The sequence below is a fragment of the Sphingopyxis sp. Geo25 genome (assembly GCF_949769135.1).
Lineage (GTDB): Bacteria > Pseudomonadota > Alphaproteobacteria > Sphingomonadales > Sphingomonadaceae > Sphingopyxis.
Genome location: NZ_CATKOZ010000002.1, coordinates 365,346 through 391,283 on the forward strand (window position 1 = coordinate 365,346; position 25,938 = coordinate 391,283).

The 25,938-nt window shown below is 65.4% G+C and carries 27 protein-coding genes and 1 pseudogene; 17 read left to right on the forward strand and 11 right to left on the reverse strand.

Going from position 1 to position 25,938, the window contains the following annotated elements; translation table 11 throughout:
- Positions 1-35 precede the first annotated feature (35 nt).
- On the reverse strand, positions 36-1,667 hold the full coding sequence (locus QOL68_RS08985) for a putative bifunctional diguanylate cyclase/phosphodiesterase (protein WP_282948776.1): 1,632 nt from the start codon (positions 1,665-1,667) through the stop codon (positions 36-38).
- A gap of 246 nt (positions 1,668-1,913) precedes the next feature.
- On the opposite strand from QOL68_RS08985, the gene ffh reads away from it, so the two are divergent.
- The 4 genes and pseudogenes from ffh to QOL68_RS09005 all read left to right on the forward strand — a co-directional run bounded on the left by ffh (position 1,914) and on the right by QOL68_RS09005 (position 6,286).
- The gene (ffh, locus tag QOL68_RS08990) at positions 1,914-3,374 is read left to right on the forward strand and encodes a signal recognition particle protein (RefSeq protein WP_282948774.1); all 1,461 of its coding nucleotides are present in this window, start codon (positions 1,914-1,916) and stop codon (positions 3,372-3,374) included.
- Between the two features lie 40 nt (positions 3,375-3,414).
- Positions 3,415-3,879 (forward strand): annotated as a pseudogene (gene rpsP / locus QOL68_RS08995) (30S ribosomal protein S16); the annotation flags it as partial.
- A gap of 222 nt (positions 3,880-4,101) precedes the next feature.
- Positions 4,102-4,611, forward strand: coding sequence for a ribosome maturation factor RimM (gene rimM, locus QOL68_RS09000; RefSeq protein ID WP_204991842.1), 510 nt, complete (start codon positions 4,102-4,104; stop codon positions 4,609-4,611).
- A 160-nt stretch (positions 4,612-4,771) separates the two neighbouring features.
- Complete coding sequence (locus QOL68_RS09005) at positions 4,772-6,286, forward strand: serine hydrolase domain-containing protein (RefSeq protein WP_282948772.1); 1,515 nt, start codon at positions 4,772-4,774, stop codon at positions 6,284-6,286.
- A 55-nt stretch (positions 6,287-6,341) separates the two neighbouring features.
- Here the strand turns inward: QOL68_RS09005 and QOL68_RS09010 are convergent, their stop codons facing one another.
- Complete coding sequence (locus QOL68_RS09010) at positions 6,342-6,563, reverse strand: hypothetical protein (protein ID WP_282948770.1); 222 nt, start codon at positions 6,561-6,563, stop codon at positions 6,342-6,344.
- Between the two features lie 100 nt (positions 6,564-6,663).
- Here QOL68_RS09010 and QOL68_RS09015 point away from each other — a divergent pair, with 100 nt between their 5' ends.
- The 7 genes from QOL68_RS09015 (at position 6,664) to QOL68_RS09045 (ending at position 11,982) form a co-directional block, all read left to right on the forward strand.
- Complete coding sequence (locus QOL68_RS09015; protein WP_282948768.1) at positions 6,664-7,581, forward strand: LysR substrate-binding domain-containing protein; 918 nt, start codon at positions 6,664-6,666, stop codon at positions 7,579-7,581.
- Positions 7,578-8,315, forward strand: coding sequence for a tRNA (guanosine(37)-N1)-methyltransferase TrmD (trmD, locus tag QOL68_RS09020; RefSeq protein WP_282948766.1), 738 nt, complete (start codon positions 7,578-7,580; stop codon positions 8,313-8,315). Before QOL68_RS09015 ends, trmD begins: the two co-directional genes overlap by 4 nt.
- Before the next feature lie 5 nt (positions 8,316-8,320).
- A complete protein-coding gene (gene rplS, locus QOL68_RS09025; RefSeq protein WP_058455038.1) occupies positions 8,321-8,698 on the forward strand; it encodes a 50S ribosomal protein L19 in 378 nt (125 codons plus the stop codon).
- Positions 8,699-8,811: 113 nt separating this feature from the next.
- Positions 8,812-9,414, forward strand: a complete 603-nt coding sequence (locus QOL68_RS09030; protein WP_282948764.1) for a DUF1287 domain-containing protein — start codon at positions 8,812-8,814, stop codon at positions 9,412-9,414.
- Positions 9,415-9,459: 45 nt separating this feature from the next.
- Positions 9,460-10,485 (forward strand): aspartate-semialdehyde dehydrogenase, encoded by a 1,026-nt coding sequence (locus QOL68_RS09035; RefSeq protein WP_282948762.1) that lies wholly within the window; start codon positions 9,460-9,462, stop codon positions 10,483-10,485.
- A gap of 59 nt (positions 10,486-10,544) precedes the next feature.
- Positions 10,545-11,324, forward strand: coding sequence for a dimethylarginine dimethylaminohydrolase family protein (locus tag QOL68_RS09040; protein ID WP_282948761.1), 780 nt, complete (start codon positions 10,545-10,547; stop codon positions 11,322-11,324).
- 49 nt (positions 11,325-11,373) lie between these two features.
- Positions 11,374-11,982 (forward strand): hypothetical protein, encoded by a 609-nt coding sequence (locus QOL68_RS09045; protein ID WP_282948758.1) that lies wholly within the window; start codon positions 11,374-11,376, stop codon positions 11,980-11,982.
- A 170-nt stretch (positions 11,983-12,152) separates the two neighbouring features.
- On the opposite strand, the gene QOL68_RS09050 is transcribed toward QOL68_RS09045, so the two are convergent.
- From QOL68_RS09050 to QOL68_RS09060, 3 genes are read right to left on the reverse strand one after another with little or no spacing between them, the layout of a single operon-like run.
- Positions 12,153-13,736 (reverse strand): DHA2 family efflux MFS transporter permease subunit, encoded by a 1,584-nt coding sequence (locus QOL68_RS09050; protein ID WP_282948757.1) that lies wholly within the window; start codon positions 13,734-13,736, stop codon positions 12,153-12,155.
- A gap of 4 nt (positions 13,737-13,740) precedes the next feature.
- Positions 13,741-14,847, reverse strand: coding sequence for an HlyD family secretion protein (locus QOL68_RS09055; RefSeq protein ID WP_282948755.1), 1,107 nt, complete (start codon positions 14,845-14,847; stop codon positions 13,741-13,743).
- Complete coding sequence (locus QOL68_RS09060) at positions 14,847-15,287, reverse strand: MarR family winged helix-turn-helix transcriptional regulator (protein WP_282948753.1); 441 nt, start codon at positions 15,285-15,287, stop codon at positions 14,847-14,849. The genes QOL68_RS09055 and QOL68_RS09060 overlap by 1 nt, the downstream gene beginning before the upstream one ends.
- 127 nt (positions 15,288-15,414) lie before the next feature.
- On the opposite strand from QOL68_RS09060, the gene QOL68_RS09065 reads away from it, so the two are divergent.
- The 3 genes from QOL68_RS09065 (at position 15,415) to QOL68_RS09075 (ending at position 18,754) form a co-directional block, all read left to right on the forward strand.
- Positions 15,415-16,062: a 2-hydroxychromene-2-carboxylate isomerase gene (locus QOL68_RS09065; RefSeq protein ID WP_282948751.1), complete on the forward strand. Its 648-nt coding sequence runs from the start codon at positions 15,415-15,417 to the stop codon at positions 16,060-16,062.
- Positions 16,063-16,104: 42 nt separating this feature from the next.
- A complete protein-coding gene (locus tag QOL68_RS09070; protein ID WP_204991830.1) occupies positions 16,105-16,857 on the forward strand; it encodes an alpha/beta fold hydrolase in 753 nt (250 codons plus the stop codon).
- Positions 16,858-16,930: 73 nt separating this feature from the next.
- Positions 16,931-18,754: a M2 family metallopeptidase gene (locus QOL68_RS09075; protein ID WP_282948748.1), complete on the forward strand. Its 1,824-nt coding sequence runs from the start codon at positions 16,931-16,933 to the stop codon at positions 18,752-18,754.
- Between the two features lie 54 nt (positions 18,755-18,808).
- On the opposite strand, the gene QOL68_RS09080 is transcribed toward QOL68_RS09075, so the two are convergent.
- On the reverse strand, positions 18,809-19,135 hold the full coding sequence (locus QOL68_RS09080) for an ArsR/SmtB family transcription factor (RefSeq protein WP_282948746.1): 327 nt from the start codon (positions 19,133-19,135) through the stop codon (positions 18,809-18,811).
- A 48-nt stretch (positions 19,136-19,183) separates the two neighbouring features.
- Between QOL68_RS09080 and QOL68_RS09085 the strand changes: the two genes are divergently transcribed.
- Positions 19,184-19,666: an SRPBCC family protein gene (locus QOL68_RS09085; RefSeq protein ID WP_282948745.1), complete on the forward strand. Its 483-nt coding sequence runs from the start codon at positions 19,184-19,186 to the stop codon at positions 19,664-19,666.
- 131 nt (positions 19,667-19,797) lie between these two features.
- Here QOL68_RS09085 and QOL68_RS09090 read toward each other — a convergent pair whose 3' ends face one another.
- Positions 19,798-20,235, reverse strand: coding sequence for a winged helix-turn-helix transcriptional regulator (locus tag QOL68_RS09090; protein ID WP_156416521.1), 438 nt, complete (start codon positions 20,233-20,235; stop codon positions 19,798-19,800).
- Between the two features lie 72 nt (positions 20,236-20,307).
- Here QOL68_RS09090 and QOL68_RS09095 point away from each other — a divergent pair, with 72 nt between their 5' ends.
- A complete protein-coding gene (locus QOL68_RS09095; protein WP_282948743.1) occupies positions 20,308-21,111 on the forward strand; it encodes an SDR family NAD(P)-dependent oxidoreductase in 804 nt (267 codons plus the stop codon).
- Between the two features lie 523 nt (positions 21,112-21,634).
- Here the strand turns inward: QOL68_RS09095 and QOL68_RS09100 are convergent.
- From QOL68_RS09100 to QOL68_RS09110, 3 genes are all read right to left on the reverse strand, one after another.
- Positions 21,635-22,396, reverse strand: a complete 762-nt coding sequence (locus QOL68_RS09100; RefSeq protein ID WP_282948741.1) for an SDR family NAD(P)-dependent oxidoreductase — start codon at positions 22,394-22,396, stop codon at positions 21,635-21,637.
- Complete coding sequence (locus QOL68_RS09105) at positions 22,393-23,880, reverse strand: AMP nucleosidase (protein WP_204991824.1); 1,488 nt, start codon at positions 23,878-23,880, stop codon at positions 22,393-22,395. The genes QOL68_RS09100 and QOL68_RS09105 overlap by 4 nt, the downstream gene beginning before the upstream one ends.
- A gap of 73 nt (positions 23,881-23,953) precedes the next feature.
- Positions 23,954-24,436, reverse strand: coding sequence for a peroxiredoxin (locus tag QOL68_RS09110; RefSeq protein WP_282948738.1), 483 nt, complete (start codon positions 24,434-24,436; stop codon positions 23,954-23,956).
- Positions 24,437-24,551: 115 nt separating this feature from the next.
- On the opposite strand from QOL68_RS09110, the gene QOL68_RS09115 reads away from it, so the two are divergent.
- A complete protein-coding gene (locus tag QOL68_RS09115; protein WP_443028262.1) occupies positions 24,552-25,136 on the forward strand; it encodes a YqgE/AlgH family protein in 585 nt (194 codons plus the stop codon).
- A 3-nt stretch (positions 25,137-25,139) separates the two neighbouring features.
- On the opposite strand, the gene QOL68_RS09120 is transcribed toward QOL68_RS09115, so the two are convergent.
- Positions 25,140-25,535: a hypothetical protein gene (locus QOL68_RS09120; RefSeq protein WP_058455055.1), complete on the reverse strand. Its 396-nt coding sequence runs from the start codon at positions 25,533-25,535 to the stop codon at positions 25,140-25,142.
- Positions 25,536-25,938 lie beyond the last annotated feature (403 nt).

Here is a 25,938-nt window from a genome sequence, read left to right on the forward strand (position 1 = left end):
GGCGCGGGGGCGGGAAGTCTAGCGACCTGGGTGCGTCACGCCGTCTTGCGGAGCGGTTCCTCGTCGCCGGCGGGCGGGGGAGGCAGCGGCCGGGCGCTCTCGCGCAGCAGGCCGCGGTCGGCGAGCAGGCGCGCCGTGTCCGCGGCGGATGCCGCGCGGCCATAGTACCAGCCCTGGCCCTTCGAACAGCCGAGCCGGGTGAGTTCGATCGCGGTCGCTTCGTCTTCGACACCCTCGGCGGTGATTGGCATCGCGAGGCTTTCGCCGAGGCGGACGATCGCGACGACGATCGCCTGCGCGTCGGGGCTGCCGCGCATCGCGGCAATGAAGCTGCGGTCGATCTTGATCCGGTCGAACGGCAGCGCGCGCAAATGCGACAGCGAGCTGTAGCCGGTACCGAAATCGTCGAGGCTGAGCGAGACGCCCTGATTCTTGAGGCTGGTGACGATCGAGCGGACGAGTGGGAGGTTTTCGAACAGCGAGCTTTCGGTGATCTCGACCTCGAGCTGGTTCGCGGGGAAGCCCGTCTCGACGAGCAGCTTGGTAAGCTTCTGGCTGAACCAGGGGTCTTTCAGCTGCTGCGGCGAAATGTTGACCGCGAGCACGATCGACGGATCCCAGCCCTTGGCGATCTCCATCGCGTCGCGGACGACGCGCAGCGACAATTCGCCGATCAATCCGCTTTCCTCGGCGACCGGGATGAAGCGTTCGGGCGGGATCAGGCCATATTCGGGCGATTCCCAGCGCATCAGCATCTCGAAGCCGAGCAGGCGGCCGCTGGCGATGTCGACCTGCGGCTCGAAATAGGGGATGAATTCGCCGCGCGGCATCCCGTCGCGAATGCCGGTTTCGATCTGGTTGCGGATCTGCACCGCCATTTCCATGCCCGCCTGGAACCAGCAGTGGCGGTTCCGCCCCTCGTCCTTGCAGTGATACATGGCGATGTCGGCCTGGCGGACCATCGTTTCCATCGTGATGCTGGCGTCGGTCGCGAGCGCGATGCCCAGCGACGCGCCGATCCGGATCTGCTGCGAATCGTGCGCGACCGAATCTTCCAGCGCGGTGACCAGCGCCGCGGCCAGTGCGTCGATTTCGGCGCGCGCGACGGGCTCGAAGGGCAGCATCGCAACGAATTCGTCGCCGCCGAGCCGCGCCTTGGTCGCGGTCGGGGGCAGGATTTCGTTGATGCGCTCTGCGGCAACCTGCAGCACGCGGTCGCCAGCGGCGTGGCCGTGGATGTCGTTGACGGTCTTGAAATGGTCGAGGTCGAGCAGAAACAGTGCGACGTGGCGGCGTTCGCCGGTCGCTTCCGCGATCATCCGCTGCCCCTGCGCGAGCAGGGCACGGCGGTTGAGGAAGCCGGTGAGCGGATCGGTGTCGGCGAGGTAGCGCGCGCGCTGCTCCGCCTCGGTGCGTTCGCGGATCTCGCGGTTCAGATCCTCGTAGCGGCGCCAGCCGAAGAGGATCAGCGCGATATTCAGGATCATCGCGGCGGCAAGCACCTTGTCGGGCCCGCCACCGAGGCCGATGATCGTTTGCACGATCGACTGCATCACGCTGCCGCCGGTGCCGACGAACAGCAGGATCGCGGCCACGACGATCCCGCCGGCGAACATGTCGCGCCGCGCGTCCTCGCTGCGGTCGCGCGCTTTCGGTTCTGCTGTCATGTAACTATTCCCACCCATCGCAGCCATAGTGGCGGCGAGCGGTGAAATTTGCGTTAAGTGCGAACCGACGCCGTGCTTGCCTTTTGCGGCCGTTTTGCGTAAAGGCGCCCCGTTCGGACGCATCTCGCGGACGGGCAGATACGACATCCGCGACGGAAAACACTGTCCACGGATACCGCTGGTTGGCGAGGTTTCGCTCACCGGCGTGTTTTGCGTTGCGGTCGTCAGAAAGGGTTTTTTAGGCGCATGTTCGACAGTCTGAGCAATCGGCTTGGCGATGTTTTCGGAAAGCTCCGCGGTCGCGGCGCGCTGACCGAGGCCGACGTGCGCGCGGCGATGCGCGAAGTGCGAATCGCCCTGCTCGAAGCCGACGTCGCGCTGCCCGTCGTGCGCAGCTTCGTCGATCAGGTCACAGACCTCGCGATCGGCCAGAATGTCCTGCGCTCGGTGACCCCGGGGCAGCAGGTGGTCAAGATCGTCAGCGACGCGCTGACCGAAATGCTCGGCTCCGAAACCGCCGAGCTCGACCTTGCCGTCACCCCGCCCGCCGTCATCATGATGGTCGGCCTTCAGGGCTCGGGCAAGACGACGACGACCGCGAAGATCGCCAAGCGGTTGAAGGACAAGGAGCGCAAGAAGGTGTTGATGGCGTCGCTCGACGTCAACCGCCCCGCCGCGCAGGAACAGCTCGCCGTCCTCGGCCGCCAGATCGACGTCGCGACGCTGCCGATCGTCGCCGGCCAGCAGCCGGTCGAGATCGCCCAGCGCGCGCTGCAGGCCGCGAAGCTGCAGGGCTATGATGTCCTGATGCTCGACACCGCGGGCCGCCTCCACGTCGACCAGCAATTGATGGACGAGATGCAGGCGGTGTCGCGCACGGCGAACCCGACCGAGACGCTGCTCGTCGTCGACAGCCTGACCGGCCAGGACGCGGTGCAGGTCGCGCAGCGCTTCACCGATCAGGTGCCGCTCACCGGCGTCGTGCTGACCCGCATGGACGGCGACGCGCGCGGCGGCGCGGCGCTGTCGATGCGCGCGGTCACCGGCAAGCCGATCAAGTTCGCGGGTACGGGCGAAAAGCTCGACGGGCTCGAACTCTTCCAGCCCTCGCGCATCGCCGGCCGCATCCTCGGCATGGGCGACGTCGTCAGCCTCGTCGAACGCGCCGCCGAGACGATCCAGGCCGAAGAGGCCGAGGCGATGGCGAAGAAGATGGCGAAGGGTCAGTTCGACCTCGACGATCTTCGCACGCAGCTCAACCAGATGCGCCGCATGGGCGGCCTCGGCGCGCTCGCCGGCATGATCCCCGGCCTCAAGAAGGCGCAGGCGGCGATGGCGGAGAGCGGCGCCAACGACAAGATGCTGATTCACTTCGATGCGATCATGGGATCGATGACCCCCAAGGAACGCGCGAAGCCGGAGATCATCACCGCGAAGCGCAAGATCCGTATCGCGAACGGGTCGGGTACGACGGTGCAGCAGGTGAACCGGGTGCTGAAGATGCATCAGGAAATGTCCACCGCAATGAAGAAGATCCGCAAGATGGGCGGCCTGAAAGGGCTTGGCGCGCTGTTCGGCAAGGGCGGCGGCATCCCCGGCATGGGTGGCGGCGGCATGGGTGGAGGCGGTGGCCTCGGCGGGCTGCCCGGGCTCGGCGGCGGGGCGATCCCGCCCGACCTCGCCAATCTGATCAACAAGAAGAAATGATTTCGACCAACTCTACTATTTGAACGTAAAGGAAAATATCATGGCTACCTCCATTCGCCTTTCGCGCGGCGGTTCGAAAAAGCGCCCCTATTACAAGATCGTCGTCGCCGATTCGCGCAGCCCGCGCGACGGCCGCTTCATCGAGCGTCTCGGCAGCTACAACCCGCTGCTCGCCAAGGACAATCCGGAGCGCGTGAAGCTCGACGCCGAGCGCGCCGCGCATTGGCTGAGCGTCGGTGCGCAGCCGACCGACCGCGTTGCCCGCTTCCTCGACGCCGCCGGCGTCAAGGAACGCGCCGCTCGTAACAACCCGAAGAAGGCCGAACCCGGCGAAAAGGCCAAGGAACGCGCCGAAGAGAAGGCCGCGAAGATCGCTGAGGCCGAAGAAGCTGCCGCCGCCGCCGCCGCCGCTCCGGCGCCGGAACCCGAAGCGCCGGCCGCTGAAGAAGCCGCTGCCGACGAAGTTGTTGCCGAAGAAGCCGCTGCTCCCGAAGCCGCTGAATCGGATGCGACCGGTTCGGTGAAGAGCGAAGAAACCGCCGAAGCGGTGGCCGACGCCGTCGCCGAAGAAGTCCCGGCCGACGCTACCGCCGACGACGCGACCGCGATCGCCGAGGAAGTCGCCGAAGGCGGCCCGGTGGCCGAAGAAGCTGCGGCCGAAGAAGCTCCGGCTGCCGAAGAAGCGCCCGCTGAAGAAGCCGGCGAAGAAAAGGCCGAAGGCTAAGCCTTGGCCGACGCAAACCGCCCCGTCACCCTCGCCGCCATCGCCGGCGCGCATGGGGTGCGGGGCGAGGTGCGGCTGAAACTGTTCGGCGAAGGCGCGGAGGCTCTCCGCGCCTTTTCCGTTTTCGACGCGGGCGGCCGGAAACTGACGCTCAAGTCGGTGCGTCCCGCCAACCAGGGTGCGGTCGCGACTTTCGCCGAAGTGAGCGACCGCAGCGCGGCCGAAGCCCTGCGCGGCACGGTACTGACCGTGCCGCGCTCGGCGCTGCCGCCGCTTGGGCCGGGCGAATATTATCATCACGATCTGGTCGGGCTGCCGTGCGTCTCGACCGATGGCAGCGCCATCGGCCATGTCGCTGCGGTCGAGAATTTCGGTGCCGGCGACATCCTCGAAATCGAGAAACCGGCCGAGCCCGGCAAGAAGCCCGTCCGCTTCATGGTGCCGATGAACGCGCAGGCGGTTCCGGCATGGACCGACGACGGCGTGACCGTCGACGCGGCGTTCGTCGAGTAACGGGCGCTCCCTTGTTGCTCGTCACCCCGGACCTGTTCCGGGATCCATTTTCCGGCGCTGGCGGCAATGGACCCCGGATCAAGTCCGGGGCGACGAAGGAGTATGATTGTCGACGGTCTCACCCGCTGTTAGCCTGACCGGGATTTGCCAGGGAGGGACTATGCGCTGGGAAACAGGCTTCGCTTTTGCTCTCATATTTGCGGGCGCGGTTCCCGCCACGGCGCAGGAAGGCGGGCCCAAGACCATCGACCAGCTCGCTCCCGAAATCGATGCACTCTTCGCCAAATTCCAGGCAGACCAGCACGTCCCCGGCCTCGTCTACGGCGTCGTGAAGGACGGCAAGCTCGCCTATGTGAAGGGCGTCGGCGTCCAGAATATCGACGACAAGCGGGCCGTCACCCCCGACAGCCTGTTCCGCATCGCCTCGATGACCAAGGCCTTCACGGCGCTGTCGATCCTGAAGCTGCGCGACGACGGCAAGCTGCGGCTCGACGATCTCGCCGAGGACTATATCCCCGAGATGAAGGGCTGGACCTACCCGACGACGGACAGTCCGCGCATCCGCATCCGCGATCTGCTCCAGCATGTCGGCGGTTTCGTCACCGACGACCCGTGGGGCGACCGCCAGCAGGTGCTGCCCCAGGACGAATTCACCAAGATGATCGCGGCGGGCGTGCCGTTCAGCCGCGTACCGCAGAGCCAGCATGAATATTCGAACTTCGGCTACGCCTTGCTCGGCCGGATCGTGTCGAAGGCGTCGGGCATGGCGTACACCGACTATGTCCGGCAGACGATCCTGACCCCGCTCGGCATGACGAGCAGCGGTTATGACGCGCCGCAGGCCCCGAAAGCGCGCTATGCACTCGGCTATCGCTGGGAGAATGAGCGCTGGACCGCCGAGCCCGAAATGGCCGACGGTGCGTTCAACGCCATGGGCGGGCTGCAGGTCAGCGCGCGGGATTATGCGAAATGGCTCGCCTTCCTGCTCTCGGCATGGCCCGCGCGCGACGATCCCGATCGCGGGCCGGTCAAGCGGTCGACGGTGCGCGAGATTGCACAGGGGCTCAATTTCGTGTCGGTCACGAACCGCAACGGCTCGAGCGGCGGAACCGCGTGCAAGCTGGCGACGGCCTATGGCATGGGCTGGCGCGTCGCGCAGGACTGCGACCTCGGCCTCACCCTCGCGCATGGCGGGGGCTATCCGGGATATGGCAGCCATGTGATGCTGATGCCCGACCATGGCGTCGGCGTCTTCGCGCTCTCGAACCGCACCTATGCAGGGCCGTCGGCGCCCGCGTGGGACACGGCCGTCGCGATGCACAAGGCGGGGTTGCTCGAGGTTCGCGCCGTGGCGGTGTCGCCGGCGGTTGCGGACCTCTATGCTTTGTCGAAGGCGGCTTATGCGGCGGGGAACCTCAGCCCTCTTCGGGGCAGGTTGGCGATGAATTTCCTGATGGACCGCTCGGCGGAGAATTGGACGGCCGAATTCGCGCGATTGAAGGCGGAGGTCGGCGAATGCCCTGCGGACGAGCCGTTGGCGCCCACGGGCGCGATGTCGACGGCGTTTCGCCTCAAGTGCACGAAGGGCAAGCTCGACGGACAGTTGCTGCTGGCGCCGACCCGGCCGGCGACGGTCCAAGCGCTGCGCTTTCGTGTCGTCAGGGACGCGCCCTGATATTTGCGGCCTGCCGCCCCGTTGCAAGGGGGGTGGGGCGGCAGGCCTGCGCCGCTCAGCGGCGTTTCGTGATGCGCGCCGGCACCGCCCGCTTCGCGAGGCGGCGCGCCGGGACGGCGCAGTCGAAATAGGAATCTTCGCCCGGCGCATGGATCGGGGTGACGAGGTCCGCGAACGCGCGGAACTTGGCGCCGAGCCATTTGATCGCGCGATCGAGATCGGCGCTCATCCGTTCGTGGCCGTGTACCCAGCCGCGCATGAAATGCTCTTCCATCATGGCCTGTCTCCTGTCTTGGCCCCCTTCAAATGCGCCTGACGAGACGGCAAAGCCAACAAAAGCTTTGCTGGATATCATAAGTAGAGCTTATATATCGCCGATGTCGAAACTTCCGCCCCTTGCCGCCGTTCGTGCCTTCGAGGCGGCCGCACGCCTGCAGAATTTCTCGCGCGCCGGTGAGGAACTCGGGATGACGCAGGCCGCGATAAGCTATCAAATCCGCCAATTGGAGCAGCGGCTCGGCCGTGCGCTGTTCGTGCGGGAGAAGGGACGGGTGCGCCTTTCCGAAACCGGGCAGCGGCTGCTGCCGACAATAAGCGGAGCTTTCGCCGCGATGGGTGACGCCTTCGCCGCGATCAGCAGCGACGATGCGGAGGTGTTGACGATCAGCGCCGCGATCACGCTCGGCGGCACCTGGCTTAGCGCGCGGATCGGCCGCTTCCAGCTTCGCTACCCCGACCTTGCCGTCCGGTTGCTGATGTCGAACGACCTCGTCGATTTCGACGCGACCAATGTCGACGTCGCGCTGCGCACCGGCAACGGTCACTGGCCGGGGCTGCGCACCGACTTTCTGTTCCGCAGCCACGTGACCCCGATCTGTTCGCCGGTGTTTCTTGATGCGAACCATATCGCGACGCCCGCCGACCTGCTGCGCGTCGAACGCCTCGCGCCGAACGACCCGTGGTGGGCGGGCTGGCTGGCACAGGCGGGCATCGGCACGCCCCCGCCGCCGCGCCGCGGGATCGAACTCGACAGCCAGTTGCAGGAAGCGATCGCGGTGCAGGGCGGCTTCGGCATCGCGCTGATGACCCCGCTCTACTGGCGGACCGAGCTCGAGACGGGGCGGCTCGTGCGGCCGTTCGAGACCATTTACGAGCCCGGCACCGGCAATTATCTCGTCCACCGCGACAATCGGGTGGGGGTGCGCAAGATCGAACGCTTCCGCGAATGGCTGCACGAGGAGCTGGAGATGGATCGCCAGATGATCCCCGAGCCGCTATGGGAGCCGCTGCCATGAGTTTCGCCGCCGTTCCCCTGACCCTCTATCCCGACATGTTTCCCGGTCCGCTGGGGCATAGCATGGCGGGCCGCGCGCTCGAGACCGGCATCTGGTCGTGCGAACCCTTGCAGATCCGTGACTTTGCAACCGACAAGCATCGCACCGTCGACGACACGCCCGCGGGCGGCGGCGCGGGGATGGTGCTGAAGGCCGATGTTCTCGCCGCGGCGATCGATCAGGCTGCTGCGGCGCATCCGGGTCTCCCGATCCTTGCGATGACCCCGCGGGGCATCCCGATCACGCAGGCGCGCGTACGTGATCTTTCGGCCGGTCCGGGTGCGATCATTCTGTGCGGGCGGTTCGAGGGATTCGACGAGCGCATCTTCGACGCGCGGCCCATCGAACAGGTGTCGATGGGCGACATCATCCTGTCGGGCGGCGAGATGGGGGCGCTGTTGCTGCTCGACGCTTGCATTCGGCTGCTTCCCGGCGTAATGGGCGCGGCTTCAAGTGGTGATGACGAATCGTTTGAAAACGGTTTGCTCGAATATCCCCACTATACCCGACCTGCGATATGGGAAGGGCGCACGATCCCCGAAGTGCTGCGATCGGGGGATCATGCGAAGATCGACGCCTGGCGGAAACATCAGGCGGAGACGGATACTCGGTTACGCAGGCCGGACCTTTGGGAGCGTCATGTCGATGCTCGGGACCGACCTGCCTCTGGCGCGCGGCGAAAGAATAAGGACTAGAGGACATGAACCTCATCCAGACGATCGAAGCCGAAGAAATTGCCAAGGCTGGCAAGACGATCCCCGAATTCCGCCCCGGCGACACGCTGAAGGTCGGCGTGAAGGTGGTCGAAGGCGAACGCACCCGCGTCCAGAATTTCGAAGGCGTGTGCATCGCGCGCTCGAACAAGGGCATGGGCTCCAACTTCACCGTGCGCAAAATGTCGTTCGGCGAAGGTGTCGAGCGCGTCTTCCCGCTCTATTCGCCGAACATCGACAGCATTACCGTCGTCCGCAAGGGCGCCGTGCGCCGCGCGAAGCTTTACTATCTGCGTGGTCGCACTGGTAAATCGGCGCGTATTGCGGAACGCCGCGATTACCGGTCGGAAGCCGGCGAAGGCTAAGGAGAGCTTCTCTCACCAAAAGCCGAAACAGCTTTCAAAAACGACCGGTTCCGCCAACAGGCAGAGCCGGTCGTTTTCATTTGGGCGAAACGAATTTGCTGCAGCCGTCCCCCTTGTTTCAACCGACACGGCGCGCGTTCATCGGCGCGGCGTTTGCCGTCGGGGTACTCGGATTCGGCGGGCCGGTGCTGGCTGCTACCGATGCGCAGCGGTTCGTCGCGGCGGCGCGCAGGCAGATCGGTGTCACCCTGCGCTATGATCCCGCCTATACGGTGCTTGCCTTCCCGAACGGCGACGTCGAGCGGGTAAAGGGTGTGTGCACAGATGTCGTGATCCGCGCGTACCGCGATGCGCTGGGCCAAGACCTGCAGCTTCTTGTAAACGCCGACATGCGCGCCAATTTCGGGGCTTATCCGAAAAATTGGGGCCTTGGCCGTCCCGATCGCAACATCGACCATCGCCGCGTTCCCAATCTGGCGACCTATTGGCGGCGGCAGAAGGCGGCGGTGCCTGTCACGTCCGATCCGGACGACTGGCGTCCGGGCGACATCTTCACCCAGATGATCGGCGGACGTCTGCCGCACACGGGTATCGTGTCGGACAGGAAGAATACTACCGGCACCCCGCTCGTGATCCACAATATCGGCGGCGGTGCCCGCGAGGAGGATGCGCTGTTCGATCATCCGCTGACCGGCCATTTTCGCTGGAAAGTTTAAGCCACCCAATGTTTTCAACCGAGTTCTACGCTGAGGAGTGAGTAAATGGGTTATCGTATCGTTGTCGCCGGCGCGACGGGCAATGTCGGGCGCGAAGTGCTCGCCATCCTGGCCGAGCGTGAATTCCCGATTGCCGAACTGGCCGCGGTCGCATCGTCGCGCAGCCAGGGCGACGAGATCGAGATCGGCGATACCGGCAAGACCGTCAAATGCCAGAATATCGAGAATTTCGATTGGGCGGGCTGGGACATGGCGATTTTCGCGATCGGCAGCGACGCGACCGCGATCCACGCGCCCAAGGCCGCCGCGGCGGGCTGCGTCGTGATCGACAACTCGTCGCTCTATCGCATGGACCCCGACGTGCCGCTGATCGTGCCCGAGGTGAACCCCGACGCGATCGACGGCTATGTGAAGCGCAACATCATCGCGAACCCCAATTGCTCGACCGCGCAGATGGTCGTCGCGCTGAAGCCGCTGCACGATGCCGCGAAGATCAAGCGCGTCGTCGTTGCGACCTATCAGTCGGTGTCGGGCGCGGGCAAGGCGGGCATGGACGAGCTGTGGAACCAGACGCGCCAGATTTTCGTCGGCGACGAAAAGGACGTGCAGAAATTCACCAAGCAGATCGCCTTCAACGTCATCCCGCATATCGACAAGTTCCTCGACGACGGGTCGACCAAGGAAGAGTGGAAGATGGTCGCCGAAACCAAGAAGATCCTCGACCCGAAGATCAAGGTCACCGCGACCTGCGTCCGCGTTCCCGTCTTCGTCGGCCACTCCGAGGCGATCAACATCGAGATGGAGAATGAACTGTCGGCCGAGGACGCGCAGCGCATCCTCCGCGAGGCGCCCGGCGTGATGCTCGTCGATAAGCGCGAGGATGGCGGGTACATCACCCCCGTCGAGTGCGTCGGCGACTATGCGACCTTCGTCAGCCGCGTGCGCGACGACAGCACCGTCGACAATGGCCTCAACCTCTGGTGCGTCAGCGACAATCTCCGCAAGGGTGCGGCGCTGAATGCGGTGCAGATCGCCGAACTGCTCGGCCGCCGGCACCTGAAAAAGGGCTGAGTCAGATCCCATCCCCGTTCGCATCTCGACTTCGGGATGCGAACGGGTAGGGAAGGGCGATGACCTCGCCCTTCGCTTTCACCCATGCGCTCTGCCGTACCCCCGCCCCCTCGGCCGTCAATGGCATCCGTGCAGGCGGCGGGCCCGACCCCGATCTCGCGATCCTGCTCGCCGAGCATGAAGCCTATGTCAGGGCGCTCCGCGAGCTTGGCCTCGCTGTCGACATCCTCCCGCCGCTCGACGACTTTCCCGACGCGCTGTTCACCGAAGACGTCGCGCTCACCTTTCCTGAAGGCGCGATCCTGCTCCGTACCGGCGCGCCGACGCGGGCAGGCGAAGTGGCGCATATCCGTGGGGCGCTGGCGGAGCGCCATCCGAGGCTGCTCGCGATGGCGGGTTCCGGGCATGCCGACGGCGGCGACGTGCTGCGCCTTGCCGATCGCGTGATCATCGGCCTCTCCGACCGGACCGACGGCGCCGGCGCCGAGGAACTGGCGGGGCTGCTCGCTGAGCTCGGCTACCGCGCCGAGGTTGCAGAAACCCCCCAAAGCGTCCTGCATTTCAAGACCGGCTGCAGCCTGATCGACGAGCGGACCGTGCTTACGGTCCCCGCGATGCGCGACTGCCCCGAATTCGCCGGGTTGGAGGTCGTGCTCACCCCGCCTGGCGAAGAGGGCGCCGCGAACATCCTGCGCGTTCGCGACACGGTGCTGATCGGCGAGCGCTGGACGGCGACGCAGGCGATGCTCGCCGCGCGGGGGGTGCCGTATCGCACCATGGCGACCGACCATGTCGCGCGCCTCGATGCGGGGCTGAGTTGCATGTCGCTGCGCTGGTAATCGCGCGCGGCGGTGGCATAAGGATCGGGACGCGAAACAGGAGGCGGTGATGCGGGCATGGACGGGCTTGGTGATGCTGGGACTGCTTGCCGCGTGCAAGCCTGCCGACAAGCCCCCTGCCGACGAGACGGCCGTGCCCTCGGCGCCGCCGGTGCCCGAGGCGAAGGCCGACGGTCCCGCAGCCGCCACGACCGCAGTCGCGCTCGACGCCGAAGGGCTGCGCTTCATCGACAAGGCCAGCGGCAAGGCGAGCCTCCTGGCCTTCGGCGTTCCGCGCGAGCAGGCCGAAAAGGCGCTCGCGAACGTCGCGGGCAAGGCCGACGATCGCAGCGACAACAATGAATGCGGCGCCGGGCCGATGGCGTTCACGCGCTTCGACGCGATGACGCTCAATTTCCAGGACGGCAAGTTCGTCGGCTGGTTCCTCGGCAACGAAAAGGGCGCGAAGGATTATTCGACGGCGAGCGGGATCGGCATCGGGACGACGCGCGCCAAGGCGAAGCAATCGGTCACGATCACCGATATCGAGGACAGCACGCTCGGCGAGGAGTTCAGTATCGGCACCGGTGACACGGTCGTCGGCGGCATGTTCGCCGAGCCCGGCGACGCGGCCAAGGTCGACGCGCTGTTCGCGGGCGTGAACTGCTTCTTCCGCTGACGACCGAAGCACGACATTTCTAGCGCCGTCATCCTGAACTTGTTTCAGGATCCATGGTCCGCCATTTCCTTAAGCGCCGCGCCGGACGAACGCTCAGTCCATGGATGCTGAAACAAGTTCAGCATGACGAGCTTGGTGCGACCGCTCCTCACCCCAAAGCAGCCACTACCCTAATGCCCCATGTCGGCCATTGATGCCTTCGGTCCACCCGGTTTCGGCGGCCGCAGCAACAGCACCAGCGGCACCGCGGCGAGCGTCACCCACATCATCAGCCAGAAATCGTCGATATAGGCGACCATCGCCGCCTGCCGGTTGATCTCGGCATTGACCATCGCCATCGCGGTGTCGCCGACGATGCCGAAGCGGTCGGCGGTCGAGGCGTCGAGCATGCTCGTCGAGCTGTTGGTGACATGGCTGACGAGGTCTTCGTGGCTGCGCTGGATATTGGCGCCGAGCAGCGTCGTGACCACCGAGATGCCGACCGACGCACCGATGCTGCGCAGCAGATTGAGCAGGCTCGATCCGTCGGTGCGGTACTGCGGCGGGATCGTCGCAAAGGCCATGGTGTTGAGCGGGATGAAGACCAGCCCCATGCCGATACCCTGGACGAGGCCGCTGACGATCACCGGCCGCATCCCCATCTCCAGCGACCAGTGGCTCATCTGCCAGAGCGACAGCGCCGCGATGGCGAGGCCGGTGCCGACCATCCAGCGCGCGTCGACCTTGCCGAGCAGTTGGCCCGCGACCCACATGCTCATCAGGATGCCGATGCCGCGGACTGCGAGCACCCAGCCGGTGTCGATCACCGGCCAACCGAACAGATTCTGGAGCATCGGCGGCAGCAGCGCCATCGAGGCGAACATCACGATGCCGATCACGACCATGAAGCCCATCGCGGTGACGAGGTTGCGGTCTGCCATCATCTGCCGGTTGAAGAGAGTGTCGCGGCTGGTGCAAAGATGGACGACGAACATCCACAGGCACGCGATCGCGACCGCCATCTCGATCCAGATCTCGCGGCTGTCGAACCAGTCGAGATGCGCGCCGCGGTCGAGCATCAGCTGGAGCGCCGAAAGACCGAGCGCCAGCATGGAAAAGCCGAACAGGTCGAAGCGGCGGTCGCGCCTTCGCGTCGCGGGAAGCAAAGCCCACATCAACGCAAGCGTCAGCAACCCGACGGGCAGGTTGACGTAGAATACCCAGCGCCAGTTGACCGACTCGGTCAGCCAGCCGCCCAGGATCGGCCCCAGGATCGGTCCGATCATGATCCCCATGCCCCAGATCGACATCGCGCGTGCCTGTTTCTCGGGGGGGTTGATGTCGAGCATCACCGATTGCGAGAGCGGGCCGATGAAGGCCGCGCTGATCCCCTGCAGGAAGCGGAAGGCGACCATCTGTTCGAGCGACTGCGCCGCGCCGCAGGCCATCGACGCGACGATGAACCCCGCTATGGCGCCAAGGAACAACTCGCGGCGGCCGATGCGATCGGCAAGCCAGCCGGTGATCGGCATCGCGACCGCCGATGCCAGGATATAGCTCGTGAGCACCCAGGTCACCGTTTCGCTCGTCGCGCCGAGCGCCGACTGCATGTGCGGGATGGCGACGTTGGCGATCGTCGTGTCGAGAATCTGCATGATCGACGCGCCCATGACGGCGACGGTCAGCAGGCCGCGAAAGCGGACCTGCTGATGCAGCGGGATCGCATCGTCGACCGCCGTGGCTGGCGACCGGCGGGGAAAAGCGCGGCTCGCCATGGCCTTACTTGTCGGTGAAGACTTTGACGTCGGCCGACAGCCCGGCGATCATGTCGCGCGAGGGCTTTTCGTCGAAGGCGATCCGCACCGGCACGCGCTGCGTCACCTTGACCCAGTTGCCGGTCGCATTCTGCGCCGGAAGCACGGAGAATTCGCTGCCCGTGCCCGCGCCGATCGTCAGGACATGGCCGCGCACCTTGAGCCCCGGATAGGCGTCGAAGCTGATTTCGGCGCGCTGGCCGACGCGCATGTTCGCAAGGTCGGTTTCCTTGAAGTTCGCCTCGACCCAAGGGTGCAGCGTGTCGACGATCGTCACGGCGGGCAGGCCTTGCACCATCATCTGGCCGACCAATAGCCGGTCGGACTGCGCGATACGCCCCGCGCTGGGTGCACGAACTTCGGTGCGGCCGAGATTGACCTCGGCCTGCGAACGCTGGACCTTCGCCGCCTCGACCTGCGGATTGATCCCGTTCGCGCCGGTAGCGAGCTTCGAGCGCGCCTCGGCGGCGTCGGCGCGGGCTTGCGCCAGCGCGGCGCGTGCCTGTTCGACCGCATGTTTCGAGGCGTCATAGGCGGCCTTGGTCGTGAAGCCCTTCTCCATCAACGCCGCCTGGCGCGCGAAGTTCGACTGCGCGAACGCGACACCTTCCTCGGCCGCCTTGATATCGACTCCCGTGGTGGCGAGGCTCGCCGACAGGTTGCCGACATCGACGTTGGCGGCGTCGATCGCGGCATTCGCCTGCGCGACACTCAGCGCATAGGGTTCGCCGTCGATGCGGAAGAGCAATTGTCCCTTCTGCACCATCTGGCCGTCCTTGACCGCGACCTCGGTGATCCGGCCGCCGACTTCGGCGGCGATCGAGACCTTGTCCATCTGGACATAGGCATTGTCGGTCGACACCGATCCGCCGCTCGTCAGCCAATACCAACCGCCGGCGGCCAGCAAAACGGCGGGCAGGCCGAACATCAGCAGGCGAGCGCGCCAGCTCGGCCCGGTCTTGCCTGCGGCGGCAGTGGCCGGCTGCGCCGGAGGCGGCACCGGGTCGGCCTTGGGTGCGCGCGCCGGTGCGGCGTCTTCGGCCTTGGTGCGGGAAGGGGAGAGCTGGTCCATTATGCGGTCTCTTTTAGGTATTCGCGGCGGGAGAGGTTGGCGCGCACCTTTTCGACGAGCGTGACGAGCTGGTCGATTTCGGCGGCGCTCAATCCTTCGGTGGCCTCTTCGGTGAGTTTTTCGGCGATCGGACGCATCGCGCCTAGCATGTCGCCGGCGCGCGCCGTCAGATAAAGGCGCCACGCGCGGCGGTCGGTGGGATCGGCCCGTCGCTCGACGAGCCCCGCCTCGGCGAGCCGGTCGACCATCCGCGAGAGGGTGATCGGCTCGACCTCGATCAGTTCGGCGAGCGGGCCCTGCCTTATGCCCTCGTGGCGCTTCAGATAGGTGATCACGCGCCATTGCAGCGCGGTGATGCCGGTGTCACGCGTGCGTGCGTCGAAGGCGCGACGGAACAGCCGCGCACTGTCGTTGAGCAGATAACCGATCGTCTCACTCATGGCAGCGGATATAATAGCAATTGCTACTATATTCAATCCTGATGTGTCGTCAGAGGGAAATATCTGATTTGGTGTTAAATTCCTTTACAATGCTTGCGCTGGGGCGCTTTTTGGGCAGGATAAGGGCATGACTCTGACTGCCGACCTCTTCTGGTCCTTTCGCTCGCCCTACAGCTATCTCGCCATCGGCCGCTACCGCGCGCTGGCGGCGAGCCATGACCTGTCGATCAACCTGCGCCCGGTTTATCCGCTTGCGATCCGCCAGCCCGACTTTTTCGAACGCAATCACCCCAACTGGCTGAGCTACACGATGCGCGACATGATCCGCGTTGCGCAATTCCACGGCATTCCCTTCGGGCCGCCGCGTCCCGACCCGATCGTGCAGAACGTGATGACGCGCGAGATCGCGGTCGAGCAGCCCTATATCTATCGTCTGACGCGATTGGGGCAGGCTGCGTCGCGGCGCGGCCGGAGCCTGGGCTTCTGTCACGAAGTGGCTCAGCTCATCTGGGGCGGGGCGCAGGACTGGCACCTTGGCGATCATCTCGCGGGCGCGGCGCGGCGCGCGGGGCTCAGCCTCGCCGAACTCGACGCCGAGGCGGAGGCCGATGCCGAGGCGCTCGACAACGAGATCGCGGCGAACCAGGTCGCGCTCGAGATCGCGGGCCATTGGGGCGTGCCGACCTTGGTGTTTGATGGCGAGCCTTTCTTCGGCCAGGACCGGATCGAGATGGCAAAGTGGCGCATGGAGCAGAAGGGCTTGCAGCCGCGCTGATCGGCCTTGCTCAACCCATCGCCGACGGGGCATAGGCCGCGCATGAGCATCGAACCCCGATTTTTCGTGGCGCGCGACGGCGTGCGGCTGGCGTGGCGCGAGATGGGGGAGGGGCGCCCGCTGGTGCTGCTCCATGGCCTGTTTTCGAACGCCGAGGTCAACTGGATCAAGTTCGGCACCGCCGCGCGGATCGCCGCGGCGGGGTTTCGCGTCGTGATGCCCGACCTGCGCGTCCACGGATCGAGCGAGGCGCCGCACGAGCCCGAACATTATCCGCCCGATGTGCTCGTGCATGATCTGGAAGATCTGATCGGGCATCTTGGCGTCTCCGATTTCGACCTCGGCGGCTTTTCGTTGGGCGCACGCACGAGTACCCGTGCCGTGGTTGCCGGGATCAAACCGCGCAAGCTGATCCTCGGCGGGATGGGACTTGCGGGGCTTGCCGGCTGGTCACAGCGCGGGCAATTCTTCCAGCGCGTCATCGCCGACTATGAAACCGCGAAGCGCGGCGACGACACCTGGTTGTCGATCCAGTTCATGAAGACGATGAAGATCGACCGCGTTGCGGCGCGCCTGCTGCTGGACAGCTTCACCGATACCACGCCCGACATGCTCGCGGCGCTGACGATGCCGACCTTGCTCGTTTGCGGCGAGCAGGATCAGGACAATGGGTCGGCCGAGGAACTGGCGGCGGTGCTGCCCGACGCGACGCTCAGCATCATCCCCGGCACGCATATGTCGAGCGTCACGCAGCCCGAGATGGGCGCGGCGATGGTTGCCTTCCTGATGGCTTGACCCTGCCCGCGGGCCGGTCCAGATTGCCGCCATCGCGCCCGAGAGCGCATCAGAATATCCAGAGGACGCCCCCATGAAAGCCATGATTTCAACGCTGTCGCTTGCCCTGTCGCTCGCGGCGGCAACCCCCGCCTTTGCACAAGCCGCCCCTGCCGCCCCCACGGCTGCGGATGCAGATGCCTTCGTCGCCGCGGTCGAAAAGGACCTGTTCGACTATACCGTCGAGAGCAGCCAGGTGAACTGGGTCAACGCGACCTATATCACCGAGGATACCGACGCGATGGCGGCGCGGATCAACGCGGTCGGCACCGAAAAGTCGGTCAAATATGCCCTAGAAGCCGCCAAATATGCCGGCGTGGCGGGGCTCAGCGCCGACACGAAGCGCAAGCTCGATATCCTGCGTACCGGCATCGTCCTGCCCGCACCGACGACGCCGGGCGCGGCGACCGAACTCAACACGATCGCGACCGACCTGCAGTCGCAATATGGCAAGGGCCGCGGTACGCTGAATGGCAAGGAAATCTCGGGCTCTGACATTGAAGCCGAGATGGGCAATCTCAAGAACACGCCCGCCCAGTTCGCCGAAATGTGGACGAGCTGGCACGATCAGGTCGGTGCGCCGATGAAGGACGACTATGTCAAGATGGTCGGCATCGCGAACGCGGGCGCGAAGGAGCTGGGCTTCGCCGACACCGGCGCGATGTGGCGATCGGGTTACGACATGCCGCCCGAAGAATTCGCCAAGCTGACCGAAAAGATCTGGCAGGACATGAAGCCGCTGTACGTGGCGCTGCACACTTATGTCCGCTGGAAGCTCAACGAGAAATATGGCGACGCGGTGCAACCGAAAACCGGCCCGATCCGCGCCGACCTGCTCGGCAATATGTGGGCGCAGGAATGGGGCAATATCTACCCGCTCGTCGCGCCTCCCGGCACCGGCGACCTTGGCTATGACATCGGCGACCTGCTGACCGAAAAGGGTAAGGGGCCGCTCGACATGGTCAAGGCGGGCGAGAATTTCTATTCGTCGCTGGGGATGGCGCCACTGCCCGACACCTTCTGGAAGCGCAGCCAGTTCCTGAAGCCCGCCGACCGCGAGGTCGTCTGCCACGCCTCGGCGTGGGACGTCGATAACAAGGACGATCTGCGCATCAAGATGTGCATCAAGGTGAACGCCGACGACTTCATCACGATCCACCACGAGCTCGGTCACAACTACTACCAGCGCGCGTATAACAAGCAGCCGTTCCTCTATCTCAATGGCGCGAACGATGGCTTCCATGAGGCGATCGGCGATTTCGTCGCGCTGTCGATCACGCCGCAATATCTGGTCGACATCGGCCTGCTCGACAAATCGAAGGTGCCGAGCGCCGACAAGGACATCGGCTTGCTGCTGCGGCAGGCGATGGACAAGGTCGCTTTCCTGCCCTTCGGCCTGCTCGTCGACCGCTGGCGCTGGGGCGTATTCGACGGCTCGATCAAACCCGCCGACTACAACAAGGCGTGGACCGACCTGCGCAAGCAGTACCAAGGCATCGTCCCGCCGGGTGAGCGGCCGGCGAACGCATTCGATGCGGGCGCGAAGTACCACATCCCCGGTAACACGCCCTACACGCGCTATTTCCTGGCGCGCGTGCTGCAGTTCCAATTCTATCAGGCGGCGTGCAAGCAGGCGGGCTGGAAGGGGCCGCTCCACCGCTGCTCCTTCTACGGCAACAAGGAAGTCGGCGCGAAGCTGAATGCGATGCTCGAAATGGGCGCGTCGAAGCCGTGGCCCGACGCGCTGCAGGCCTTCACCGGCAGCCGCGAAATGTCGGGCAAAGCGATGGCCGCCTATTTCGCACCGCTCAAGAAGTGGCTCGACGAGCAGAACAAGGGCAAGCCGTCGGGCTGGTAAGCCGGGTTCGATCGAAATGGAGAGGCCGGGGTTGGCGACGCCGCCCCAGCCTTTTTATTGCGCCTCGACCGATTGCTTGAACCGCGCCAGCCGCGCGCTCGCAGCGGCGGCGTGCGGGCCGATCCAGCGATCGTGGATGTCCTGGATCGGCATCGCGTTCAGATGATTCCATCGCTCGCGGCCGCGCCGCTCGGCGATCACCAGCCCCGCGTCCTCCAGCACCTTCAGATGCTGCATCACCGTGCAGCGGTCGATGTCGGCGAAATGGCCGCACAGCGCGCCGGTCGTCAGCGGCTGGTCCTTGAGATCATCGAGAATCTGTCGCCGGATCGGCGAGGCGAGCGCCTTGAAGGTCGCATCGAACTGGTCGTGAATTGACATGTTATATAAATATAACATAAAAGGCTTCGACTCAAGCGGAGAGTGGGTATGGAGCTGAAGTTCAGGGTCGCGGCGCGGATTGCGAAGCCAGTGCACGAGGTGTTCGAGGCGGTCGCCGATCCGGCGCAACTGTCGCATTATTTCACCACCGGCGGCGCCAAGGGGCGGCTCGAGACCGGCGCAACGGTGACGTGGGACTTCCACGACTTTCCCGGCGCCTTTCCCGTCTATGTGATCGAGGTGGTGCCGGATGAGAAGATCGTCCTCGAATGGCAGGCGAGCGAAGGCGAGGCGCACAATGTCGAAGGCAGCGAGCCGAAGGACGCCGATTACCGCACGCGCGTAACGATGAGCTTCAAGAGCCTCGACGACGGCCGCACGCTGGTCGAGATCGCCGAGGAAGGCTGGCGTGAGAACCAGGGCGCGCTCGGCGCGTCCTACGGCAATTGCCAGGGCTGGTCGCAGATGCTCTGCGCGCTCAAGGTATGGATCGAGCACGGCATCAATTTGCGCGAGGGGATGTATCGATAGCGGGGCGATCGGAAAGGTCGAGCGAGCCGCGCCCTTTCGTCACCCCGGACTTGATCCGGGGACCATGACTTCAAGGCCGCCAATGGATCGCGGATCAAGTCCGGCATGACGAGAGAAAACACCGCCGCTTTTCAGTCCGGATATTCGAAGCGCAGCGGGCGCGTGCCGAGCGGGGCGCCGGTGTTGGCATCGATCACCACCGGCCGTACCGGTTCGCCGGTTTCGACATCGATCTGGCGCGTCAGCGCGCCCTTGCCATTATATTTGCGTCCCCACGCGCCGATCGCGGCGAGGATCGGCAAAAAATCCCGCCCCGCTTCGGTCAGCAGATATTCGTCGCGCGGCGGGCGCTGGCTGTAGCGCCTTTTCTCGATCAGCCCCGCGTCGGTCAGCGCCGCCAGTCGCCGTGACAGGATATTCGGCGCAATGCCGAGGCTGGTACGCATCTGGTCGTAGCGGGTCAGCCCGCGCTCGATATCGCGCAGGATCAATATGCTCCAGCGATCGCCGACGCGCATCAGCCCGCGGTCGACGGGGCAGGTGCCCGAATTATTTTCGTCGATAGCCATTGAAGTCATATGGGGCAGTCACTATCATTTTGCAAGTGACCCGCTGCGGGCCGCCTGCAAAGGAGAATGACGATGACGATTCCCACTGGAACGGCCCTGATCACGGGCGCCTCGACCGGCCTTGGCGCCGTTTATGCCGACCGCCTTGCCAAACGCGGTCACGACCTGATTCTCGTCGCCCGCAACGGCGCGCAGATGGAAGAGCTGGCCGCGAAGCTGCGCGCAGAGCATGGCGTGGCGGTCGATGTGATCGCCGCCGATCTGACCAAGGGCGACGATGTGGCGCGGATCGAGCAGCGTCTGCTCGACGACGCGGCGATCACTTTGTTCGTCAACAACGCCGGCATGTCGCTCAACGGTGGCACGCTGGAGAATAGCGCGGCCGAGATCGAGACGATCATCGCGCTCAACATTACTGCTGCGGCGCGGCTCGCGATCGCGGCGGGCAGGGCGTTCGGCGCGCGCGGCAAGGGCGCTATCGTCAACATCGCCTCGGTCCTCGCGCTCGCGCCCGAGACGTTCGAGGGCGTGTACAGCGGCTCGAAAGCGTTCCTGCTCAACCTCAGCCACGCGCTCGCCGCGAACGGCCGCGACAAGGGATTCCATGTCCAGGCGGTTCTACCCGGTGCGACGCGCACCGAAATCTGGGAACGGTCGGGCAAGGACGTCGATGCCTTCCCCGCCGAGATGGTGATGAGCGCGAGCGACCTCGTCGACGCGGCGCTGCTCGGCCTCGACCGCGGCGAGGAAGTGACGATCCCGCCGCTCGCCGACGAAGGCCAGTGGAAGGATTATTACGCCGCGCGGCTGGCGATGGGCCCCAACCTGTCGAAGCGCGATGTTGCGGCGCGCTACCGCGTGAACGAAGCGGTTTGACTGGACGCGAGGGCGGCGATCAAAAGCCGCCCTCCCAACGTCTCGAACGACGAAAGCTGCCCTAACAATCATCGTCACCCCGGACTTGATCCGGGGTCCATGACTTCAGCGCTGCGGTGGATCCCGGATCAAGTCCGGGATGACGAATGACAGCATACGGCCGGAAGTCGCCATTGTGCACCCCGGCGAAAGCCGGGGCCCAGAGCGGCAAAACACCAGGCCGGTGTGTGAATTCCAGGGCCCCGGCTTTCGCCGGGGATCACAAAAGGATGTCCGCTTCCCACCCCAAAGCAGACGCCGCAGTCAAATAGGGCCTTTCCTACATTATCCGCCTGTGTCAGCCTTCTTCCGGCTCTTTCATCTGGTAGATAAGGCGGTCGAGCTTGCGGGTGCGGCTAGGAGATGCGTTCGGCAGTCCTCCCGGTCCAGAACGGGCGACGCACAAGGCTGAACTTTCCTGAACTTTGGAAATCCGGGCTGCGATGACCAGAGAAGACGTGAGGCTTTCCCACCCCAATGCGGACTATGCGTTCCGCGCCATCAGTCCGCCGTCGACCGGGATCACCGCGCCGGTGATATAGCTCGCCGCGGGGAGCACGAGGCTGAGCGTCACATGCGCGACCTCTTCGGGTTCGCCGTAGCGGCGGAGTGCGGTGCGGCGCCGTGCGAAGAGCGCCTTGTCCTCCTCGGGCACCTTGTCGGTCATGCCGGTGCGGATCGGGCCGGGGCAGATGCAGTTGACGGTGATACCCTCCTTGCCGAGATCGACCGCGAGGCCCCGCGTCAGCCCGGTGACGCCAGTCTTGGCGGCGACATAGGGCGTGTCGCCGGGCGTCGCGCCGAGTCCCTCGGTCGACGCGATGTTGACGATGCGCGCGGCGTCGCTTTTGCGCAGGAAGGGCAGCGCGGCGCGGACCATGCGCTGGTGCGCGGTCAGCATCACCGCGAGCGCGCGGTGCCAGATCGCCTCATATTCATCCCCGGCGTCGAGCGGCGCGAAGCTCGAGACGCCGGCGTTGTTGATGAGGATGTCGATGCCGCCGAAATGCGCCGCGATGTCGGCGACGACTTGCTTGATCGCTGCGCCGTCGGCGACGTCGAGCCCGAAGGCCTTGGCATTCGGGCCGGCTTCGGCGGCGACGGCTTCGCAGGCAGCGAGGTCGAGGTCGGTGACTGCGACCTTCGCGCCTTCGCTGGCGAGGAGCAGCGCGGTGGCGCGACCCATGCCGCTCGCCGCGCCGGTAACGATGGCGACGCGCCCCGCGATGGACCGCGACAGCGTCAACGGAACGGCGGCTCGTTGAACGCGCGCAGCTTGCGGCTGTGGAGCTTGGCGCCCTCGTCGCGCATCGTCTCGCACGCGCGGATTCCGATCTGGAGGTGCGCGGCGATCGCTTCCTCGTAGAAGCGGTTCGCTTGCCCCGGCAGCTTGAGCTCGCCGTGGAGCGGCTTGTCGCTGACGCAGAGCAGCGTGCCGTAGGGTACGCGGAAGCGATAGCCCTGCGCGGCGATCGTGGCGCTTTCCATATCGATGCCGATCGCGCGCGACTGCGAGAAGCGGAGCGCGCTGTCGGTGTAGCGCAGCTCCCAGTTGCGGTCGTCGGTGGTGACGACGGTGCCGGTGCGCATCCGCTTCTTGAGGTCGGCGCCCGTGGCGCCCGAGACCGCTTCGGCGGCGCTGGCGAGCGCAACCTGCACTTCGGCGATCGGCGGGATCGGAATTTCGACCGGCAGCACGGCGTCGAGGATATGGTCGTCGCGAAGATAGGCGTGCGCGAGCACATAGTCGCCGATGCGCTGGCTGGGGCGGAGGCCGCCGCAGTGGCCGATCATCAGCCACGCTTCGGGGCGCAGCACCGCGAGGTGGTCGCAGATCGTCTTGGCGTTCGACGGCCCGACGCCGATGTTGACGAGCGTGATGCCGCCGCCATCGGGCGCGATGAGGTGATAGGCGGGCATCTGGTGCCGCCGCCACGCGCTGTCGGCGACGAGCGCGCTCGCGTTGACGCCCGGCTGGTCGACGTAGAGTCCCGCAGCGCCGGCGAGCGCGGTGTAGCGGCCCTGGCCAACCTGCGCGCCCGCCCAGGCGACGAATTCGTCGACATAGCGGTGATAGTTGGTGAAGAGGATGTAGCGCTGGAAATGCTCGGGCGCGGTGCCGGTGTAGTGGCGGAGGCGCGCGAGGCTGAAATCGGTACGCAGCGCGTCGAACAGCGCGAGCGGTTGCGACGCTGCGGGGTCGGCGCCGAACAGGCCGTCGGCGAGCTCGTCGCCGATGTCGGCGAGCTCGGTGGTCGGGAAGTGGCGCGCGAGTTCGAGCGGGGTGACCCCGCCCATGTCCGACCCGTCGCTGGCGTCGAGCACATAGGGGAAGGGAATCTGCTGCCCGGTGCGCGTCACCTCGAGCGTGATGTCGTAGTGGCGCGCGAGCAGGGTCAGCTGGTCGCGGAGATAGTCGGCGAACAGATCGGGGCGCGTCACCGTGGTTTCGAAGGTGCCGGCGCGCTCGAAGCGACCGAAGGACAGATTATGACCCCTCTGCCCCTCGCGCTGCTCGCCCGTGGTGGTCAGGCGGATCGCCGGATAGTCGAACAGACCCGTCGCGGCGGCGTCGGCCGGGGGCAGCGTACGATCGTGCACATAGGCGGCGATGGCGGATTTGAGATTGGAAACCGACGTCCGGAACTTGTCCTGAAGTTCGGCAATAATGCCCTCGACGAGAGCGGTAGGGTCGGCAATGTTCTGATTGTTCGATGCGTCTGATGTCATCGCGTCGCTGTTGCACGAAAATGTGACGAAAGGGAAGAGGGCGGCCCAGATTGCTGCGCCGCCCCGAAATTCCTTACAGCTGTTCGAGCATATGGTCGGCGCTCGACACCTTGAATTCGCCGGGCGCTTCGACGTTGAGCTGCTCGACGACGCCGTCGTTGACGATCATCGAGAAGCGCTGGCCGCGCTTGCCCATGCCGAAGGCGGTGCCGTCCATGGTGAGGCCCACGGCTTCGGCGAAGGCGCCGTTGCCGTCGGCGAGCATCGTCACGCTGTCGCCCGCGCTGGCGCTCTTGCCCCACGCCCCCATCACGAAGGCGTCGTTGACCGCGGTGCAGACGATTTCGTCGACGCCCTTGGCCTTCAGTTCGTCGGCCTTGTCGACGAAGCCCGGCAGATGCTTCGCCGAGCAGGTCGGGGTAAAGGCGCCGGGGACCGAGAAGAGCGCGACCTTGCGGCCCTTGAAATAGTCGGCGGTCGTCACCTGTTCGGGACCGTTCTCTGTGACCTTGACGAAGGTCGCGTCGGGCAGCTTGTCGCCGGTCTGGATTGTCATCGGGGGCATCCTTTCGTTGGAGGGATCGTGTCGGACGCGACATTGGCTTGGCGTCGCCCGGAGTCAAGCGCGTCCGGCTCGGACAATTCATGGAAAGGCGCTGGACCCCGCCGCGATGGCGGGGCATGATATCGCCATGGAGAATGCCCCGACCTTCTTCACCGGCCAGTTGCTGCTCGCGCTGCCCGGGATCGGCGACCCCCGCTTCGAACATGCGGTGATTGCGATGATCAGCCATGATGCGGAAGGCGCGATGGGGATCGGTATCGCCGACCCGATCGACGGGATGACCGTCGGCGCGGTACTCGACCAGCTTGAAATCGACCATGACGATCCGCTCGATCAGCCCGTCTATCTCGGCGGGCCGGTCGAAACATCGCGCGGGTTCGTGATCCACAGCCGCGACTGGGGCGGCGAGGGGGCGGTGCAGGTCGCGGGCCGCTGGATGGTGTCGAGCTCGCACGACATATTGCGTGCGATCGGCCAGGGTCGCGGGCCGAAACAATGGATGGTCGCCTTGGGCTATGCGGGCTGGTCGCCGGGACAGCTCGAGGGCGAAATGGTGCGCCACGGCTGGCATGTGACCCCGGGCAGCGACGCGCTGATATTCGAAACGCCGCCCACCAAGCGCTGGCAGGCGGCGTTTGCCGAAGCGGGAGTGGACGCCCGCCTGCTCACCACCGAAGGCGGCGAAGCGTAATCCTCAGCGTGCGAGGGCGAGGAGCGGCTTGCCCTGATTCAGGTGCGACAGCGCGGTGCGCGCCGCCCAGCGCGAATCCATATAGGTGCCATTCGCAAGCTCGACGTCGTAGCGGATATCGCTGGTGATCGCGGCCTTGTAGGCGGTCTGCGCATCGGCGGTCTTGCCGAGCCGAGCATAGGCGGTGCCGAGATTGATCAGCCGCGAGGGATCCTGCGGGTCGATGTCGCTGTGCGTCAGCTTGTCGACCGCGAGCGCATTCTGGCCGGCCTTCAGCTCTTCATAAGCGACCGAAAGCGGAGCGAGACCCTCTTCGTCCGAACCGGTAACGACGATCGATTGTGCCGCGGCAGGGGTCGCGAAAGCGAGCGCGACGAGCGGCAGCAGAAATTTTTTCATTGTCTGTATCTCCCCGAAAACTTTAGCCGATTTTCTCGCTCGCGCCGGGAAAAGTCAATATTTCGGGCTCTATGTAACAGTGCTGTCACAAAGAGGAATTAAGCTAAACGCTAAGGCGCATTGTAAGTCAAGATTTTCAGCATCTTGGCGTCCGGGGCCCGCTGTCACACGGTGGGTCCCCCGGCTGTCACATTTCTGCGCGCGAAAAATTTATTTTCGGCCGTCTCGCATTTCGGGGCGCCGAGTCGTGCGCAACGCGCGCGGGTACCGCAGCGCGCAAGTTCGCTCCCGCTCCGCCGATCTTGCGGATATAAAGAAAAGTTTATATTTGATCGAGGGCTCGCTTTCGGCTAGGGCGCGCACGAAAATTTCGTGACCGCTCGCCTGCGGTCGTACTCGCCAG

Coding starts and splice junctions, on each gene's coding strand:
- QOL68_RS08985 (WP_282948776.1), bottom strand. CDS start 1,667: ATGACAGCAGAACCGAAAGCGCGCGACCGCAGCGAGGACGCGCGGCGC.
- ffh (WP_282948774.1), top strand. CDS start 1,914: ATGTTCGACAGTCTGAGCAATCGGCTTGGCGATGTTTTCGGAAAGCTC.
- QOL68_RS09005 (WP_282948772.1), top strand. CDS start 4,772: ATGCGCTGGGAAACAGGCTTCGCTTTTGCTCTCATATTTGCGGGCGCG.
- QOL68_RS09010 (WP_282948770.1), bottom strand. CDS start 6,563: ATGATGGAAGAGCATTTCATGCGCGGCTGGGTACACGGCCACGAACGG.
- QOL68_RS09015 (WP_282948768.1), top strand. CDS start 6,664: ATGTCGAAACTTCCGCCCCTTGCCGCCGTTCGTGCCTTCGAGGCGGCC.
- trmD (WP_282948766.1), top strand. CDS start 7,578: ATGAGTTTCGCCGCCGTTCCCCTGACCCTCTATCCCGACATGTTTCCC.
- rplS (WP_058455038.1), top strand. CDS start 8,321: ATGAACCTCATCCAGACGATCGAAGCCGAAGAAATTGCCAAGGCTGGC.
- QOL68_RS09035 (WP_282948762.1), top strand. CDS start 9,460: ATGGGTTATCGTATCGTTGTCGCCGGCGCGACGGGCAATGTCGGGCGC.
- QOL68_RS09040 (WP_282948761.1), top strand. CDS start 10,545: ATGACCTCGCCCTTCGCTTTCACCCATGCGCTCTGCCGTACCCCCGCC.
- QOL68_RS09045 (WP_282948758.1), top strand. CDS start 11,374: ATGCGGGCATGGACGGGCTTGGTGATGCTGGGACTGCTTGCCGCGTGC.
- QOL68_RS09050 (WP_282948757.1), bottom strand. CDS start 13,736: ATGGCGAGCCGCGCTTTTCCCCGCCGGTCGCCAGCCACGGCGGTCGAC.
- QOL68_RS09055 (WP_282948755.1), bottom strand. CDS start 14,847: ATGGACCAGCTCTCCCCTTCCCGCACCAAGGCCGAAGACGCCGCACCG.
- QOL68_RS09060 (WP_282948753.1), bottom strand. CDS start 15,287: ATGAGTGAGACGATCGGTTATCTGCTCAACGACAGTGCGCGGCTGTTC.
- QOL68_RS09065 (WP_282948751.1), top strand. CDS start 15,415: ATGACTCTGACTGCCGACCTCTTCTGGTCCTTTCGCTCGCCCTACAGC.
- QOL68_RS09070 (WP_204991830.1), top strand. CDS start 16,105: ATGAGCATCGAACCCCGATTTTTCGTGGCGCGCGACGGCGTGCGGCTG.
- QOL68_RS09075 (WP_282948748.1), top strand. CDS start 16,931: ATGAAAGCCATGATTTCAACGCTGTCGCTTGCCCTGTCGCTCGCGGCG.
- QOL68_RS09080 (WP_282948746.1), bottom strand. CDS start 19,135: ATGTCAATTCACGACCAGTTCGATGCGACCTTCAAGGCGCTCGCCTCG.
- QOL68_RS09085 (WP_282948745.1), top strand. CDS start 19,184: ATGGAGCTGAAGTTCAGGGTCGCGGCGCGGATTGCGAAGCCAGTGCAC.
- QOL68_RS09090 (WP_156416521.1), bottom strand. CDS start 20,235: ATGGCTATCGACGAAAATAATTCGGGCACCTGCCCCGTCGACCGCGGG.
- QOL68_RS09095 (WP_282948743.1), top strand. CDS start 20,308: ATGACGATTCCCACTGGAACGGCCCTGATCACGGGCGCCTCGACCGGC.
- QOL68_RS09105 (WP_204991824.1), bottom strand. CDS start 23,880: ATGACATCAGACGCATCGAACAATCAGAACATTGCCGACCCTACCGCT.
- QOL68_RS09110 (WP_282948738.1), bottom strand. CDS start 24,436: ATGACAATCCAGACCGGCGACAAGCTGCCCGACGCGACCTTCGTCAAG.
- QOL68_RS09115 (WP_443028262.1), top strand. CDS start 24,552: ATGGCGGGGCATGATATCGCCATGGAGAATGCCCCGACCTTCTTCACC.
- QOL68_RS09120 (WP_058455055.1), bottom strand. CDS start 25,535: ATGAAAAAATTTCTGCTGCCGCTCGTCGCGCTCGCTTTCGCGACCCCT.